The organism is Mesorhizobium sp. 113-1-2, from assembly GCF_016756475.1.
Classification (GTDB): domain Bacteria; phylum Pseudomonadota; class Alphaproteobacteria; order Rhizobiales; family Rhizobiaceae; genus Mesorhizobium; species Mesorhizobium loti_C.
The window spans coordinates 5,577,698-5,591,815 of record NZ_AP023242.1 but is presented as its reverse complement, the minus strand read 5'-3'; the positions used below and the strand labels follow the sequence as shown (position 1 = coordinate 5,591,815).

At 62.7% G+C, this 14,118-nt stretch carries 14 protein-coding genes; 9 read left to right on the top strand and 5 right to left on the bottom strand.

All coding sequences use genetic code 11. The features are described 5' to 3' along the window. From galE to JN279_RS27360, 3 genes are all read right to left on the bottom strand, one after another. Window positions 1-1,032 carry a UDP-glucose 4-epimerase GalE gene (gene galE / locus JN279_RS27370; protein WP_096456469.1) on the bottom strand — a complete coding sequence of 344 codons (1,032 nt, stop codon included), beginning with the start codon at window positions 1,030-1,032 and terminating at the stop codon, window positions 1-3. After that, entirely contained in the window at window positions 1,029-2,069 is a 1,041-nt protein-coding gene (locus JN279_RS27365) for a UDP-glucuronic acid decarboxylase family protein (protein WP_096456471.1), read from the bottom strand. The genes galE and JN279_RS27365 overlap by 4 nt, the downstream gene beginning before the upstream one ends. Window positions 2,070-3,207: 1,138 nt before the next feature. Further along, complete coding sequence (locus JN279_RS27360) at window positions 3,208-3,630, bottom strand: hypothetical protein (RefSeq protein ID WP_096456473.1); 423 nt, start codon at window positions 3,628-3,630, stop codon at window positions 3,208-3,210. 125 nt (window positions 3,631-3,755) lie between these two features. On the opposite strand from JN279_RS27360, the gene JN279_RS27355 reads away from it, so the two are divergent. Genes JN279_RS27355 through JN279_RS27330 form a run of 6 tightly spaced genes read left to right on the top strand, consistent with a single transcriptional unit; the run spans window position 3,756 to window position 9,951 of the window. Further along, window positions 3,756-4,745 carry a 3-oxoacyl-ACP synthase III family protein gene (locus JN279_RS27355; protein WP_096456475.1) on the top strand — a complete coding sequence of 330 codons (990 nt, stop codon included), beginning with the start codon at window positions 3,756-3,758 and terminating at the stop codon, window positions 4,743-4,745. Then, window positions 4,742-5,752, top strand: a complete 1,011-nt coding sequence (locus JN279_RS27350) for an NAD-dependent epimerase/dehydratase family protein (protein ID WP_096456477.1) — start codon at window positions 4,742-4,744, stop codon at window positions 5,750-5,752. The genes JN279_RS27355 and JN279_RS27350 overlap by 4 nt, the downstream gene beginning before the upstream one ends. Further along, window positions 5,749-6,573: an MBL fold metallo-hydrolase gene (locus tag JN279_RS27345; RefSeq protein ID WP_202350724.1), complete on the top strand. Its 825-nt coding sequence runs from the start codon at window positions 5,749-5,751 to the stop codon at window positions 6,571-6,573. Before JN279_RS27350 ends, JN279_RS27345 begins: the two co-directional genes overlap by 4 nt. Beyond that, window positions 6,570-7,826: a F390 synthetase-related protein gene (locus JN279_RS27340; protein ID WP_096456481.1), complete on the top strand. Its 1,257-nt coding sequence runs from the start codon at window positions 6,570-6,572 to the stop codon at window positions 7,824-7,826. Before JN279_RS27345 ends, JN279_RS27340 begins: the two co-directional genes overlap by 4 nt. Next, entirely contained in the window at window positions 7,823-8,959 is a 1,137-nt protein-coding gene (locus tag JN279_RS27335) for a GNAT family N-acetyltransferase (RefSeq protein WP_244734167.1), read from the top strand. Before JN279_RS27340 ends, JN279_RS27335 begins: the two co-directional genes overlap by 4 nt. Beyond that, window positions 8,956-9,951 carry a Rieske 2Fe-2S domain-containing protein gene (locus JN279_RS27330; protein WP_202350723.1) on the top strand — a complete coding sequence of 332 codons (996 nt, stop codon included), beginning with the start codon at window positions 8,956-8,958 and terminating at the stop codon, window positions 9,949-9,951. Before JN279_RS27335 ends, JN279_RS27330 begins: the two co-directional genes overlap by 4 nt. Before the next feature lie 69 nt (window positions 9,952-10,020). On the opposite strand, the gene JN279_RS27325 is transcribed toward JN279_RS27330, so the two are convergent. Together JN279_RS27325 and JN279_RS27320 are read right to left on the bottom strand one after the other, a co-directional pair. Further along, window positions 10,021-11,178 carry a hypothetical protein gene (locus JN279_RS27325; protein ID WP_202350722.1) on the bottom strand — a complete coding sequence of 386 codons (1,158 nt, stop codon included), beginning with the start codon at window positions 11,176-11,178 and terminating at the stop codon, window positions 10,021-10,023. Window positions 11,179-11,401: 223 nt separating this feature from the next. Then, a complete protein-coding gene (locus tag JN279_RS27320; RefSeq protein WP_095202506.1) occupies window positions 11,402-11,872 on the bottom strand; it encodes a carboxymuconolactone decarboxylase family protein in 471 nt (156 codons plus the stop codon). 85 nt (window positions 11,873-11,957) lie between these two features. On the opposite strand from JN279_RS27320, the gene JN279_RS27315 reads away from it, so the two are divergent. The 3 genes from JN279_RS27315 to JN279_RS27305 are packed head-to-tail and all read left to right on the top strand — an operon-like array spanning window position 11,958 to window position 14,093. Further along, window positions 11,958-12,617, top strand: a complete 660-nt coding sequence (locus tag JN279_RS27315; RefSeq protein ID WP_202350721.1) for a TetR/AcrR family transcriptional regulator — start codon at window positions 11,958-11,960, stop codon at window positions 12,615-12,617. 19 nt (window positions 12,618-12,636) lie between these two features. After that, window positions 12,637-13,248: a hypothetical protein gene (locus tag JN279_RS27310; RefSeq protein WP_202350720.1), complete on the top strand. Its 612-nt coding sequence runs from the start codon at window positions 12,637-12,639 to the stop codon at window positions 13,246-13,248. Then, window positions 13,245-14,093: a 23S rRNA (adenine(2030)-N(6))-methyltransferase RlmJ gene (locus tag JN279_RS27305; protein WP_202350719.1), complete on the top strand. Its 849-nt coding sequence runs from the start codon at window positions 13,245-13,247 to the stop codon at window positions 14,091-14,093. Before JN279_RS27310 ends, JN279_RS27305 begins: the two co-directional genes overlap by 4 nt. The last annotated feature ends 25 nt before the right edge of the window (window positions 14,094-14,118 follow it).

The window sequence follows — 14,118 nt, the reverse complement described above, 5'->3', positions numbered from 1 at the left end:
CTATCCAGCCGCGACGGATGCGGCCGCCTGGCTTGGCGGCAGTTTCACCGGTTTCGTCTGCAGCCCGAAGAACGGCGCCGCCGTCCTGACGATCGTGTCGATGTCGGAAAGCTGCGGCACAAAGCCAAGATGCGCGCGTGCCTGGCCCGGATCGGCATAGAGCTCGGCCGGATCTCCCGGGCGCCGGACTCTGAAGACGGCCGGAACCGGTCTTGAGGTTATCCGGCTGACCGCCTGTACGATCTCCCTGATGGAAACGCCTCGCCCGGTGCCAAGGTTGACCGCCAGGCTTTGTCCGCCGCCCTCGAGGTGCTGGAGGGCTTTCAGGTGGGCGCGGGCCAGGTCGCTGACGTGGATATAATCGCGCACGCAGGTGCCGTCCGGCGTGTCATAATCGGTGCCGAAGACCTCGATTTCGTCGATCATGCCTGACGCCGCCATCAGCACCCTGGGAACCAGATGCGTTTCCGGTGAATGCCACTCGCCGAGCTCGCCGTCGGGATCGGCACCGCAGGCGTTGAAATAGCGCAGGATCGCAAATTTCATCCCATAGGCGGACGCATAGTCGCCGATGATCTGTTCTCCCATCAGCTTGGTGCGCCCGTAAGGGCTGATCGGATTTTGCGAGGAGGTCTCGCGAATGGGCAGCGCTTCCGGCACGCCGTAGGTTGCGCAGCTGCTGGAGAAGATGATGTTTTCAATGGCGTGCGCGCGTGCCGCGTCGAGCACGGCGATGGTGCCGGTCACATTGGTCGAATAATAATCGGCCGGCTCGCCAACGGATTCCCCAACATAGGCCAGCGCCGCGAAGTGGATGACCGAGGTCGGCCTGTATGTCCCGATCGCCGTTTGCAGCGCATCCCGGTCCCGGATATCGCCGACGACAAGCGGTCCCCAGGCGACGGATTTCCGGTTGCCGCGGCACAGATTGTCGAAAGCCACGGGCAGATAGCCCGCGGCGGCCAGCAGCTTGCAGGTGTGACTGCCGATGAAGCCCGCCCCACCTGTCACCAGGATCGCCGGTCGGCTCATGAAGCCGCGGCCCCCGTGATCATCCGGCTGCCGTAGAGCAGCGTGTCGAAATAGTCGACGGTGTGCGCGAGCCCCTGGGCCAGGTTGATCTTTGGCTCCCAACCGAGATTGTCCCTGGCAAAGGAAATATCCGGTTTGCGCTGCCTGGGATCGTCGACCGGCAATGGCCGGTGCACGATCTTGGATCTGGAGTTGGTGTAGCCGACGACCAGCGTCGCGAGTTCCATGATGGTGAATTCGCCGGGGTTGCCGAGATTGACCGGATGGGCGGGCGCATGCGGTGCATTCATCAGCCGCATGAAGCCCTCGATCAGGTCGTCGGCGTAACAGAAGGAGCGGGTCTGCAGGCCGCTGCCATAGACGGTCAGGTCTTCGCCGCGCAACGCCTGGACGATGAAGTTCGAGACCACGCGCCCGTCATCGGGCTGCATGCGGCGGCCGTAGGTGTTGAAGATTCGGGCAACGCGGATGTCGAGGCCATATGTTCTCGAATAGTCGAAGAACAGGGTTTCGGCCGAACGCTTGCCTTCGTCATAACAGGACCGCGGTCCATGCGTGTTGACGTTGCCGAAATAGCTCTCGGGCTGAGGGTGTACGAACGGGTCGCCGTAGACCTCGGAAGTCGAGGCCTGGAATATCTTGGCATTGTTCCGGCGCGCGAGTTCCAGAAGGTTCAGCGAACCGAGCACACTTGTCTTGAACGTATGGATCGGGTCCGCCTGATAGTGCGGCGGAGAGGCAGGGCAGGCGAGATTGTAGATCTCGTCGACTTGAAGATCCACAGGCAGCGGATCGACGATGTCATGCTCGATGCAGGTGAATTTTGGATCGCGCAGAAGGGCGTTGAGATTGTACCTCTTGCCGGTGTGGAAATTGTCCAGCACGACGACATCATACCCATCCCGCAACAGGCGTTCGCACAGATGCGACCCCAGGAAGCCCGCGCCCCCGGCAACCAGGGCGCGACGTCGTTTTTGGTTCGGCTCTCTTTGACCGATCCCAGATCCCAGTTTCAGAACCTTGATGACCTTGCTCATGCTTGCCCCTTACGCAACGCGCACGCTATCGCCGAGCCGGGACAACAGTCCGACTACGCCTTCAGAACGTGACAAACCCTCCGCATCAGCGGATTCGCCAACATTGATGTGCGTCAATTATTCTTCAGGTTCGCCGGGCCGGTGCCGCACGCTTTACGTGCTGCCGCTTACCCTGCTCCGCGCCCCAAAATCGCGATCACGTGCCCAGTGCCATCATCGTCGATTGCTCGCCCAAATTGCACATCCCAACGCATTGAAAATATACCTGTGGAGATCATAGTCAACTAAATTAGCAATTCGTTAACTACAACAAATTGCGAATGGTTAACCCTCGGGTGGGTTCGACCCGCAATGCCATACCGCGCGGGTCCGAGGAGGATACCCTTTGCAAATCAACAGTTTGGATCGGCCATTTGACGGCCCGCCAGGGGGGCTGGGCACCGGGAAACACCGATGTCGGCACCCTATTGCATCTCGGCCTATATCCCAGGAAATATACCCAAATGAAGACGGGGGCTCGCGCGATCTTGGCGGACGTCAAACTTTCAGAGTGCAACTAGATTGTTGCCCAAAGCCGCTCGGGCTGCAAATATAAACGTCAGGATGAGAATATTTTGCCAATATTTCTTTATGAAGGGAGGATAGATCGCAACCGGCTATAGCGGAAAAGAAGCCAAGAACCAAAACCTGAACGGAAAGCCGCTTCGCGGAGATAGGCCGCAATTGCGGGTTGTTTTCATCGCACTGCTCGCAAGCTCTGCGCATAAAGGGCCTCTCATTCGCACCGCGCGGATCAATGGTCATTTTTGCCGGAAAGCGCGCACATGTCCATTCTATGCCGTAACATCGGTCATTTCGGCATGGCATTGAGCGCATAGGTAGAGAGCGCCGTCCATTGCGCGATCGCGTATCTGCGCGGAACGGCATGTCGGCATGGTGTCGCCCGACCTTGTCGGTTACGAGCGTCCCGTGTTCCTATTCAACGGCCGTGACACGATCCAGGTCGAGGCGGCCAGGGGACATTGGAAGAGATGAAAGTACGCCGACGCCACAGCCTACTGACAGCCGATGCCGGATCGGCGCCCGGAGCGCAAGGCCTGAGAAACGTTTGCAAATGATCGTCGCCTGCGCTTGGTTGTTACTGGCTCTTCTCTTCGATAAGCAACTGCCGGTTGGCTTGCAGCAGATCGAGATACCGCTGCCTCGTTTCCGGATCCGCTTGGCAAAAGAATCTCAGCAATTCGTTGGCACGGTCTTCGAACGCGCGAAACGCCGGAAACTCTTTCGTTCCGACACTTGTCGAACGACTGAGTGTGAACCGGTCACGTAAGTTCGATCCATCTCCCGAATAAGACACGATGATCCTGTCTACCTGCCCATCAATGTAGGATGTCGAGACACGCGATTGGTTTCCATTGGGCTTTTCATCGATCGTCTGGAGAATCCCGCTGCCGCCTGGATTTGGGCACTCGACCGAAACTCTCAGGAAATCGGTGTTGGCAAAGCAAGAGGTGGCTCCGCCAAGCAGCAAAACCAACGCAAGACCGATCGAGGTTTGCAAGGGCGGAGACCTTCTTTGCTTCACTCAAGAACTTCATCGTCGACGACGATTGACGGAATATCACCATAAATTGTTAGCATCGATCTATGAGTTGGAAGAAGAGCAACTCACGTGGCGGGCTGAGAGTGCGGATCAAGATCATCGGAACCGGGCGTGCCGTGCCGGCAAGGTGCGTGACGTCGCGCACGCTCGACGAAAAATTGGGACTCAGCCTCGGCCAGCTTGAGGCCGCCACCGGTGTCGTCGAACGCTATGTCTGCGATGCGGAATCGCAGGTGGATCTCGCTTGCGCGGCAGCCCGTCTGGCGCTCGCGGATGCCGGGATTGAGGCAAGCGAGATCGATCTCGTAGTAGGCGGCTGCGGCGTGCCCTACCAGCCGCTACCATCGACCGCGCCGCTGGTGATGCAGCGGCTGGGCATGGCCGATGGTTCGGCGGCGGCCTTCGACGTCAACAGCACTTGCCTCGGCTTCCTGACCGCCTTCGAGACTGCCGGCCGCATGATCGAGGCCGGGCAAAGCAAACGGGCGCTCATATTCTCCTCGGAGATCGCCTCGCGCGCCTTGCCCTGGAAAGACCAGCCGGAAATCGCTGCCCTGTTCGGCGACGGCGCGGCGGCGGCTATTCTGTGTCGGTCGGCGCCGGGAGAAGGCAAGATGGTAGCCAGTCTGATGCGAACCTATCCCTCAGCCTATGACGCTTGTGGCATAGGTTCCGGCGGAACTCGTTTCGACTTCCATCGCCAGCCGCAGGAATTCGCCAGCCACACTCTGTTTCACATGGATGGCAAGGAGCTGTTTCGCGTCACATCGCGACATTTCAACGGCTTCCTGGCTGACTTGTTGGAACGCGCGGGCTGGGATCACGAAGAGGTAGACCTCGTCGTGCCGCATCAGGCCAGCCCCTTCGCCCTGGTCCATATGGCGCGTCAGACCGGCTTTGCCCGGGAGAAGCTCGTCGATATCGCGGCGCGCTATGGCAACCAGATCGCCGCCTCCATCCCCTTCGCCCTCGACATTGCGCGGCGCGAGCGGCGCATAGCGCCGGGAGCTAAGCTACTTTTCCTCGGCACCTCGGCCGGCGTGTCGTTCGGCGGCATGGCGCTGCAGGCATGAGGCGCGTGCTCGTCACTGGCGCCAGCGGCTTCCTCGGCGCGCATATCGTGGCGCGGTTGGCAGCGGATGGCATGCAGGTGGTGGCGCAAGGCCGCGATGTCGGGCGCTGCGCGGCGCTCGAAGCCGACGGTCATGCGGTTGTCCGCCGCGATCTGTCGCAGCCGCTCGATGCGGGTGCCGGGGCCGCATTCGGGGAACTCGGTGCCATTGTGCATTGCGCGGCGCTTTCGGCGCCGTTCGGCCGGCTGGCGGATTTTCAAGCAGCCAACGTCACGGCAACCCGCAATCTCGTCGATTTCGCGCATCGGCAGGGCGTGCGCCGCTTCGTCCAGATATCCAGCCCCTCGGTCTGCTTCGCCTTTCGCGACCAGCTCGGCGTGCCGGAGGACATGGCTTTGCCGGAGCCGGTCAATGCCTATGCCCTCACCAAGCGGCAAGGGGAGGAGATCGTGCTCGCTGCGTCCGGGATTGGCCCGGTCATCTTGAGGCCACGCGGCATCTACGGGGCTGGCGACCGCGCCTTGCTGCCGCGCCTGCTTGCCGCGGCCCGGCGGCCATTGCCGCTGTTTCGCGACGGTCAGGCGCGTATCGACCTCACCCATGTCGACGATGTCGTCGAGGCGGTGGTCGCGGCGCTCGAAGCCGGCAGCGATGCCGATGGCCAGATTTTCAACATTTCCGGTGGCGAGGTGCTGCCGGTGCGCCGCATTGCCGAAACCGCCTGCGCGCGCGCCGGCGTGGCGGCGCGGTGGCGAAAAATGCCGTTGTGGCCGGCCATGCTGGCGGCGGGTGCGATGGAGGCGGTGGCACTGCGCTTGCCGGGCCGGCCCGAACCGCCGGTCACGCGCTACGGCCTCGGCCTGTTCGCCTATGCCCAGAGCCTCGATATTTCAAAGGCTGCGCGGATGCTGGGTTGGGCGCCGAAAGTGTCATTCGAGGAGGGACTTGACCGCACATTCGGCAAGGCGGCGGAAAGCCGGTTTGTAACAGGGAGGGCGGTAGCGTGAAGATTGTCTTCGCCAACAGCGCCTGGGTCAGTGCCGCCGAAAGGCTGATCCTGCACGGCGGCAGCTGGCGGAGCGTCCGGCTGCGTGTTCGCTATGGCCTCATCATCCACCCGCGGACCGGCCCGGTGCTGATCGACACCGGCTATACGCCGCAAGCGACCAGCGGCACCGACCGTGGCGCTGCACTGCGCCTCTATGGCGCGATACTGAAGCCCCAGCTCAACGCGGCCGAGCAACCGCTGCCGGTGCTGGCGCGGTTCGGCCTCACCCCGCACGATGTGCGCACTGTCATCGTCACCCATTTCCATGCCGATCACATTTCCGGCCTGTCGCAGTTTCCCAATGCCCGTTTCATTGCCAGCGACGCCGCCTGGTCGCGGCTGAAGGTGCGCGCGGCGTGGCAGAATCTGCGCCATGGCGTCTTCGCCGAACTGTTTCCGACCGACTTCGAGACCCGCCTCGACGGGCTGTCGACCAAGGCATGGATCGCACCGCGTGGCGCCATTCCCGGCGGGGCCGATCTGTTCGGCGACGGCAGCGTGGTTGCGGTCGATCTGCCCGGTCATGCCGACGGGCAGTTCGGCCTGTTGTTCGCCGGAATGGAGCGGCCGCTGCTTTACGCGGTCGATGTGCAATGGCTGCTCACGGCACTGGTGCAGAGACGTACACCCGGCTTTCCCGCGAGCCTGCTGGCCGAAGACTTCGCCGCTATCGAGCCGACCAGCGAAGTCCTGCGCCGTTTTCTGGCGGATGGCGGCGAGGTGATGTTCTGCCATGATCCGGAACCGAAATCATACGATCTGGATGGCGAGAGCGTATGAGTAGGTTTGCAGAAGCGCTGGGCTCGTTCGCCCACACCCGATGGGTGTCGCGCAAGAGCCGCAGGAATTTCGAACGCTGGCAGGCCCGCGCCTTGCGGCGCTGGCTCGACCGCGACCTGCCGCTGGCGCCTTTCTATGGCAAGCCGCCGCACCGTCTCGACGATCTGCCGGTGACCGACAAGGTACTGCTGATGGCGAATTTCGAGCGCTTCAATATCGGTGGCGTGTCGGCCCGCGATGCCTGGGCCGCTGCTTCCTCGGATGGCCGCCTCGGCGACCTGACCGTCGGCGCCAGCACCGGTACATCGGGCAATCGCGGCCTGTTCGTCATTTCCGAGGCAGAGAAATATCGCTGGCTGGGTACGATCCTGGCCAAGGCCATTCCCGACCTTCTGTGGCGCCGGCAGCGCGTGGCCGTGATCCTGCCGCAGAACAGCGGACTTTATGACAGCGCGCGCCAATCCCGGCGCGTCGAACTCGGCTTCTTCGACCTTAGGCTTGGTCCGGAAAATTGGCGCGATGCACTCGAGGATTTTGCGCCGACGGTGATCATTGCGCCGCCCAAGATACTGCGCCACGTCGCGACGGAGAATTTCAGGCTGGCGCCGGTCCGTGTCTTCGCGGCCGCCGAAACGCTGGATCCGGTCGACCGGCCGGTCATCGAGGCGTTTTTCGGGCTGCCGCTCGACCAGATTTACATGGCGACGGAGGGACTGTTCGCGGTCACGTGCCGGGAAGGCAGGCTGCATCTGGCCGAAGATTCAGTGTATTTCGAGTTCGAGCCGGTCGGCGACGGCTTGGTCATGCCGCTGGTCACGGCCTTCCGCCGGCAGACGCAGATCATGGCGCGTTATCGGATGAACGATTTGCTGCGTCTGTCCAAGGTGCCTTGCCGCTGTGGCTCGCCGCTGCGCACGGTGGACGAGATTGTCGGCCGCATGGACGATGTCTTCCGGCTGGTCTCGATGCATGGACCAATCCTGGTTACGCCAGATATTTTGCGAAACGCCGTGTTGGGGGCCGATCGCCGTATCGACGATTTCCGGCTGATCCAGACGGCAGCCGATACGGTCGAGCTGCGGCTGGCGCCGGGCCTCGCCGACGACGCGGCGGAGGCTGCACTGGAGGCGGTGCGCGCGCTGCTTGCCGCGCGCCAGGCAATCGTCGCAGTGGAACTCGTTCGTGCACCGCTGCCACTGGAAACCGGCCGCAAGTTGCGCCGCGTCGAATGCCGGCTGGGGGCGGGGCCGTGAGTCTTGGAAACATCGACGAAAGCCATGCCGATCGGGTCGAGAACAGTCCGCGCCAGGTCGAGGCTCTGGTCGAGCTTTTCAACGAGGTGCCCTCCCGCGATCTCGTGCGCAACCTGACGGTCAGGGTCGAGGCTTTCGAGGTCGCCGGGCGTATTTTTCCACTGACGTTGAACGACGCCAGCGAGGCGCCGAATTGCTACATCTGCTGCCCGTCCAGCGCCTATATCGACTATGCCATCGACGAAACGCGCAATTTTGCTTCGAGCCCATTGCTGCAGCGCACGGTTCGCGCGTTGGTCCGTGCCTGCGCACCGCTGGTGAAGGCAAGCGGCCTCGACCATCAGGTACAGGTCAACAATTGGCTCTATTCGACCAATCCGGTGCCACGGCTCGAACGCGCCGCCATCGCCGAGATGCGGACTGAGCTGACCACGCGCTTTCCCGATCGCGCCATTGTCATCCGCTCGCTCAACGATATCGCGGACCCCTCAACCATCGCGGCGCTGAAGGCGCAAGGCTTTCGCATGCTGGCGGCGCGGCAGATCTATATCTTCGCCGATCGCAGCGCGGCGCCGTCGACGACGCGCGACATGAAACGCGACCGTACCCGGCTGCGCTCGACGCCCTTTCGCTTGGTCGGCGATCGCGACTTCAGCGAAGCCGACTACGTCAGGAGCGAAGAGCTCTATGCTATGCTCTATCTCGACAAGTACACGCCACTCAATCCGCACTACACAGCCCGCTACATAGGCGAGATGCATCGTCGAGGCATCCTCAGACTTGCCGGCTTGCGTGACGGCAGCGGCAGGATCGTCGCCGTCACCGGTCTGTTCGAAAATGGCCGGACGCTGACCCAGCCCATCGTCGGTTACGATACCAGCCTGCCGATCGGCGACGGGCTCTACCGCATGGTGATGGCGATGGCGCAGGATCATGCCACGGCGCGCGGCCTGTTCTTCAACATGAGTGCCGGTGCGGCCGATTTCAAACGCCGTCGCGGCGCGGTGCCGGCGATCGAGTACAACGCCGTCTACGTCAGGCATCTGCCGCTTGGCCGTCGCGTTGCGGTTCGGATCATGGAAACGGTGCTGAATTGGGTCGGCATTCCGCTGCTTCGGAGATTTGAGCTGTGAGCGAGCCTGTGAAGAAAGACCACTGGCAGGCCGTATCACTGTCCACCGATGTAGGGCGCAAACCCTGGCGTCTCCTGCTGGATGGCGCGCCGGTGGTGCTGTTCCGCTCGACCACCGGGATATCCGCCCTGTTCGACCGCTGCGCGCACCGGCTGGTCGAATTGTCGACGGGCAAGATCGTCGAGGGCGAGATCGAATGCCCTTATCATGGCTGGCGTTTTGACGGTGATGGCCGCTGCACCGCCATTCCCGGCCATGTCGGCGCGGTGCCGCATTATCGGGTGCGGCGCTACCCCGCGATCGAGCGCGACGGCGTCGTCTTCGTTGCGGTCGGCTCCCCCGAGGGCGAACCTTATCTGCACTGCATGCAGGGCCAGGATGTGATCGTGCGGCGCGTGCGCTCCTCGACACAGTCGACGGTCATCGACGCCGCGGAAAACATCCTTGACGCCACCCACACGCATTTCACCCACAAGGGCTTGCTGCGCGGGCTCAGTGCCAAACGGCATCTGGTTCATGTCGAGGTGACCGGCGGCGAGGGCTGGGTCGAAGCCTGCTATACCGGCGAAGAGCGCCAGCAAGGATTGATCAGCCGGCTTCTGGAAGGCGCGCGCACCAAGACCATCGGCCGCTTTCGCCATCCCGGTATCGCCGAACTGGAATATTGGGGCACAAACGGGCTTGTGCTGGCGACGACTTTCCATCTGCGCCAGGCCGATGAGCGGACCGTCGAGGGTGTCGGCTGGCTGATCGGTCCGCGCCAGGGCGGGATCGGCCACCTCAAGGCGCTCGCCTTCAAACCGCTGTTCAACATTGCCCTGGAGCAGGATCGCAAGGTGCTGAAATCGGCGAGCGACAATGCGCGTTTCTCGCCGGAGGCGTTGCCGGCAATCGGTCCACTGGATTTCCTGCGCCGCGACATAGCGGCTATCATGGAGGGCAAGATGCCATCGGCCGCGGCGGGGCCTCGCGTTCACCAGATCGAGCTTTAGCTCTTGATCGATATTTACAAAGACCGTTCCTGAACGACGGGATAGGTCCATTTATCGATTCGACGAGGATCAGTCCTGAAGTGGTCCGTTCCATTCGATGTCGCGCGTCGACGCCTGCTGCAGGCTGATGTGCTGGCGCAGTGACGTGCCGGCGATCTCGGCCAGAGCGCGCCATTGCGCCCGTTTCGGCGCGGGGTCGCCGGGCCAGTCGAGCAGTTCGTCGGCTGCGCGCATCGCCTGACTGAAGCGCGCGATCCGCAGGAATCGTAAGGCCGCCGGCAATCCGTAGATCCACATCGCCAGCCGCACTGTCTGCGGCGTGGAGACGTCCGGTTTCACTTCGCGGCCATCCTCAAGCATGGCCTCAGTGAAACGCCGGGGATCCCGGAAGAAGTGCAAGCCGCTCACGGCACGCGGATTGCACTCCAAGGGCTGCACCCGGCCACCCTTTTCGCGCATCAGGTCGAAGGATATCTGGCCGGTCCAGCCGGTGCCGGCGACGAAGGTCTCGACGAAGCGGCGGGCGGCGGGGTCTTCCACCAACTCGAAGCAGATGCCGGCGCCCTTGCCGGCGCGGTAGAGCGAACGATAGAGCCCCAGTGCCTTGAGCTTGCCATTTAATGCCACCGCGTAGGCGCTGATCTCGTCGCCGGTGACAAAGCGCTGCGCCACCCACGGCATTGCCGGTGACGGCTCAATGGCATCGAGTTTTTCCGGTGATGGGCGCAGCAGGACATGGCTGGCAAAACGCGACCACACCGGCTTGAACACCAGTTCGCGCGATCGGCTGCGCACCGCCTGCAGATCCTCCTTGCTCTGCAGCAGCATTGTTTCCGGCACGGCGAGGCCGAGGCTTTCGGTCAGCTGCGTGAAGGCGTGCTTGTCATGCACCTGCGCCAGCAGCGCCATGTCGGGCGCGAACAGTCGCGCAGGCATGGCGCGGTCGCGCCAGAGCTGGCCGAGATAGAAGATCTCTTCGCAAGTCGGGATGACCAACTCGATACCTTCGCCGCGGACCAGTGCCTCCACGGCTTCGCCATAGGCGCGCCCGGCAAATCGCGGCGGCGGCAAGCGGTGATAGAGCGCACATGCGTTGCTCGCCGCGGCGATAGGGCGGGCCGGGCTGTCGGCCAGGATAACCCGCCGCCCGGCGCCGTGAAGCAGGCGCGCCAGATGCAGCGCCACCGGTGCTCGGGCTCCGGTGATCAGCACCGTGCTATTCGCCATGGGATATCGGCTCACGCGCCATTCGAAATCGTTTCGGCGCGAGCGTTGCGCGAAATCCCAGGCGTTGGCAATGCCTATGCGACAGTCAATCTGGCCGGTGCAAAATGACCAAACCTGGAAGATCGCGAAGTCGTCATTGGTGCTGACGGCATGCGGTGCTTTGATTAGGCATGACCCGCCGTCGACGGGTCATGCCGATGGCCAGAGGGAGCCATACCAGGCATCACTGACCGCCCATTTCCTTCTTGAATGTGTCGAAATCGACCTGCATGCCGTTGAAGATGGTGCTCCAGTGGCGGGTCAGCGCGGCCATCGCCACGGCTTCCTGGATTTCCTCGTCGGTGGCGCCGGCGCGCTTGGCGTCCTGCGTGTCCGACCAGATGCAGTAATTGCACGGAATCTGCGCCGCCACCGCCAGCGAGATCAGCGACTTGACCTTTGGCGGCAGCGCCGTCTTGTCGCTGAGTTCGATGGCCTTGACCTCGGCCCAGGCACCGGGCAGACCGGCCTTGGGAAACTGCTTCACAAAGCTCGGCACGCCGCCCATGGTCGACTGGATGTCCTTGAGGGTTGCATCATAGTCGTCGGCATGGACAGGTGCCGCGGCCAGCGTCAGCGCGCAGCCGGCAGCAGCGAGCAGGCAGGTCTGGCGTATGGAAGAAGGCACGGATGAAAGAATGCGATAGGCAGACATGACATTCTCCTCTGGTCTTTGTTAGCCTTACGATGTAAGGTGATGTGGAAAATGAACCTTACAGCGTAAGTTGTCAAGCGGCGCCATGGACTCACCGATCAAGAAAAAGCGAGCACGCGGGCGACTGTCGCGCGAAATGATCGAGGACGCCGCTTTCGAGGTGATCGAGCGGGAGGGGTTCGCCGGCTTTTCCACGCGCAAGCTGGCGGCCGAGCTCGGTTGCGAGGCGATGAGCATCTACCACCACTTTCCGTCCATGGCGCATCTGTTCGAGGCGATGGTCGACAGGCTGGTCAGCCAGCTGAAGATGCCGGATCCCGACCTGCCTTGGCGTCAACGGATGCGCATCGCGGTGCTGGACTATCGCCGGATCGGTCGGGAGCATCCAGCCTTCGCGACGTATTTCCTCACCTACCGGATGAACTCCCCCACCTGCCTTGCCTACATCGACAACATTGTCGGCCTGTTCAATGATGGCGGATTCAGTCCAGAGATGGCAGCAAGGCTGTTTCGCGCGGTCGGCTATTATCTGGGCGGAGCACTGCTCGACGAGACCGCAGGCTATGCCAAAGGCCCGTCGGCGGTCACAACCGTCAGCGACGAGCAACTGGCGCGTGATTTTCCCAACATCGCCGCCGCCGGCCGCTACTTCGGCAAGGCGGAATTCGACACAACCTTCGATCTTGGCCTCAAAATGCTGCTGGACGAGATGGAACGCATCCGCGACGGTGCGAATGCAGAATAATTGCAAGGCACGCCTCTGAATGCGCTTTCTGTTTGTCCTGATCCTGCTGGCCGGCACCGGCATCGGCCTCCTCTACCCATGGGCGATGACCAATTTTTCCGGCCGCGAGATCGGCACCTGGCGGGTCTATGAGCAAGGCCGCTTCAAGCCGTTGACGGTGTCGCTCGCAGGCCGCGATGCGCCGGTGCGGGTGTTGGTCGACCTCACCGCGCGGGCGGAACGCATCGTTTCGCAGCAGCGCACGGTGCTGACGCTGACCGCCGCCAGCAACGGCCGCACGGCGCTTGCCTCGACGCTTCAGTTCAACCATTCGGACAATCCGCGCCAAGCCAGTCCGCAACTGCCCGACAAGATCTTTCGCGACGAGGCTGGTGTGATCGCGACCGTCAGTCCCGGTCCCTATACCTTCACTGTCGGTCCGGGCGATGCGGAGGACATTCCGATACGCGCGGTCGACCTTGTCCTGCGTTCCGGTGTCGGCGAAACCGACCGGCGTGCGCGGCCGGTCGGCTTCTCGCTGATGGCGGTCGGCTTGATCGGCTTCCTGCTGTCCTTGCGTTCCGGTGGCGGCCGACCGGACAATCCGAACTCGCAGCCACCGCCGCCGCGCTGGGGCAGGGGACCTAAGTGAACTACCGCCACGCCTATCACGCCGGAAATTTCGCCGATGTCGTCAAGCATGTCGTGCTGACGCGGCTGCTCGACTATCTCAAACAGAAGGACAAGGCGTTTCGCGTCGTCGACACCCATGCCGGCATTGGCCGCTACGATCTGTCGTCGCTCGAGGCGCAGAAGACCGGCGAATGGCAGGGCGGCATCGGCAGGCTGATCGACGCCTCGTTCGACGCCAAGGTGGGTGCACTGTTGGCGCCCTATCTGGAGGCGGTGCGGTCGCTCAATCCTGAGGGCGGCATCCAGAAATATCCGGGCTCGCCGCTGATCGCGCGGCATCTGATGCGCAAGCAGGACCGGCTGTCGGCGATCGAACTGCATCCCAAGGATGCGGCGAAGCTGAGGACACTCTTTGCCGGTGATTTTCAGGCCCGCATCATCGAACTCGATGGCTGGCTGGCGCTCGGCGCGCATCTGCCACCGAAGGAGAAGCGCGGCCTGGTGCTCATTGATCCGCCCTTCGAGGAGGAGGGCGAGTTCGATCGCCTCGTCGACGGGCTCATAAGGGCACACAAGCGCTGGCCCGGCGGCATCTATGCGCTGTGGTATCCGATCAAGGACCGCAAAGCGGTGATCGCCTTCAGGAAAGCGCTGAAACAATCCGGCATCCCGAAAATCCTCGACATAGAATTCGAGATCAGGCCGGCCTCTTCTGAGCCAAGCCTCGATGGCAGCGGCATGGTGGTGGTCAACCCGCCCTTCACACTGGAAGGCGAATTGCGAACCGTGCTGCCGGCCCTGCACAAATTGCTCGCGGTGGAAAAGCCGGCGCACTGGTCGCTGGAATGGCTGGCCGGAGAGTAGGCGGGCATGGCTTCGGCTGCCTCGG

Coding starts and splice junctions, on each gene's coding strand:
- galE (WP_096456469.1), bottom strand. CDS start 1,032: ATGAGCCGACCGGCGATCCTGGTGACAGGTGGGGCGGGCTTCATCGGC.
- JN279_RS27365 (WP_096456471.1), bottom strand. CDS start 2,069: ATGAGCAAGGTCATCAAGGTTCTGAAACTGGGATCTGGGATCGGTCAA.
- JN279_RS27350 (WP_096456477.1), top strand. CDS start 4,742: ATGAGGCGCGTGCTCGTCACTGGCGCCAGCGGCTTCCTCGGCGCGCAT.
- JN279_RS27340 (WP_096456481.1), top strand. CDS start 6,570: ATGAGTAGGTTTGCAGAAGCGCTGGGCTCGTTCGCCCACACCCGATGG.
- JN279_RS27325 (WP_202350722.1), bottom strand. CDS start 11,178: ATGGCGAATAGCACGGTGCTGATCACCGGAGCCCGAGCACCGGTGGCG.
- JN279_RS27320 (WP_095202506.1), bottom strand. CDS start 11,872: ATGTCTGCCTATCGCATTCTTTCATCCGTGCCTTCTTCCATACGCCAG.
- JN279_RS27315 (WP_202350721.1), top strand. CDS start 11,958: ATGGACTCACCGATCAAGAAAAAGCGAGCACGCGGGCGACTGTCGCGC.
- JN279_RS27310 (WP_202350720.1), top strand. CDS start 12,637: ATGCGCTTTCTGTTTGTCCTGATCCTGCTGGCCGGCACCGGCATCGGC.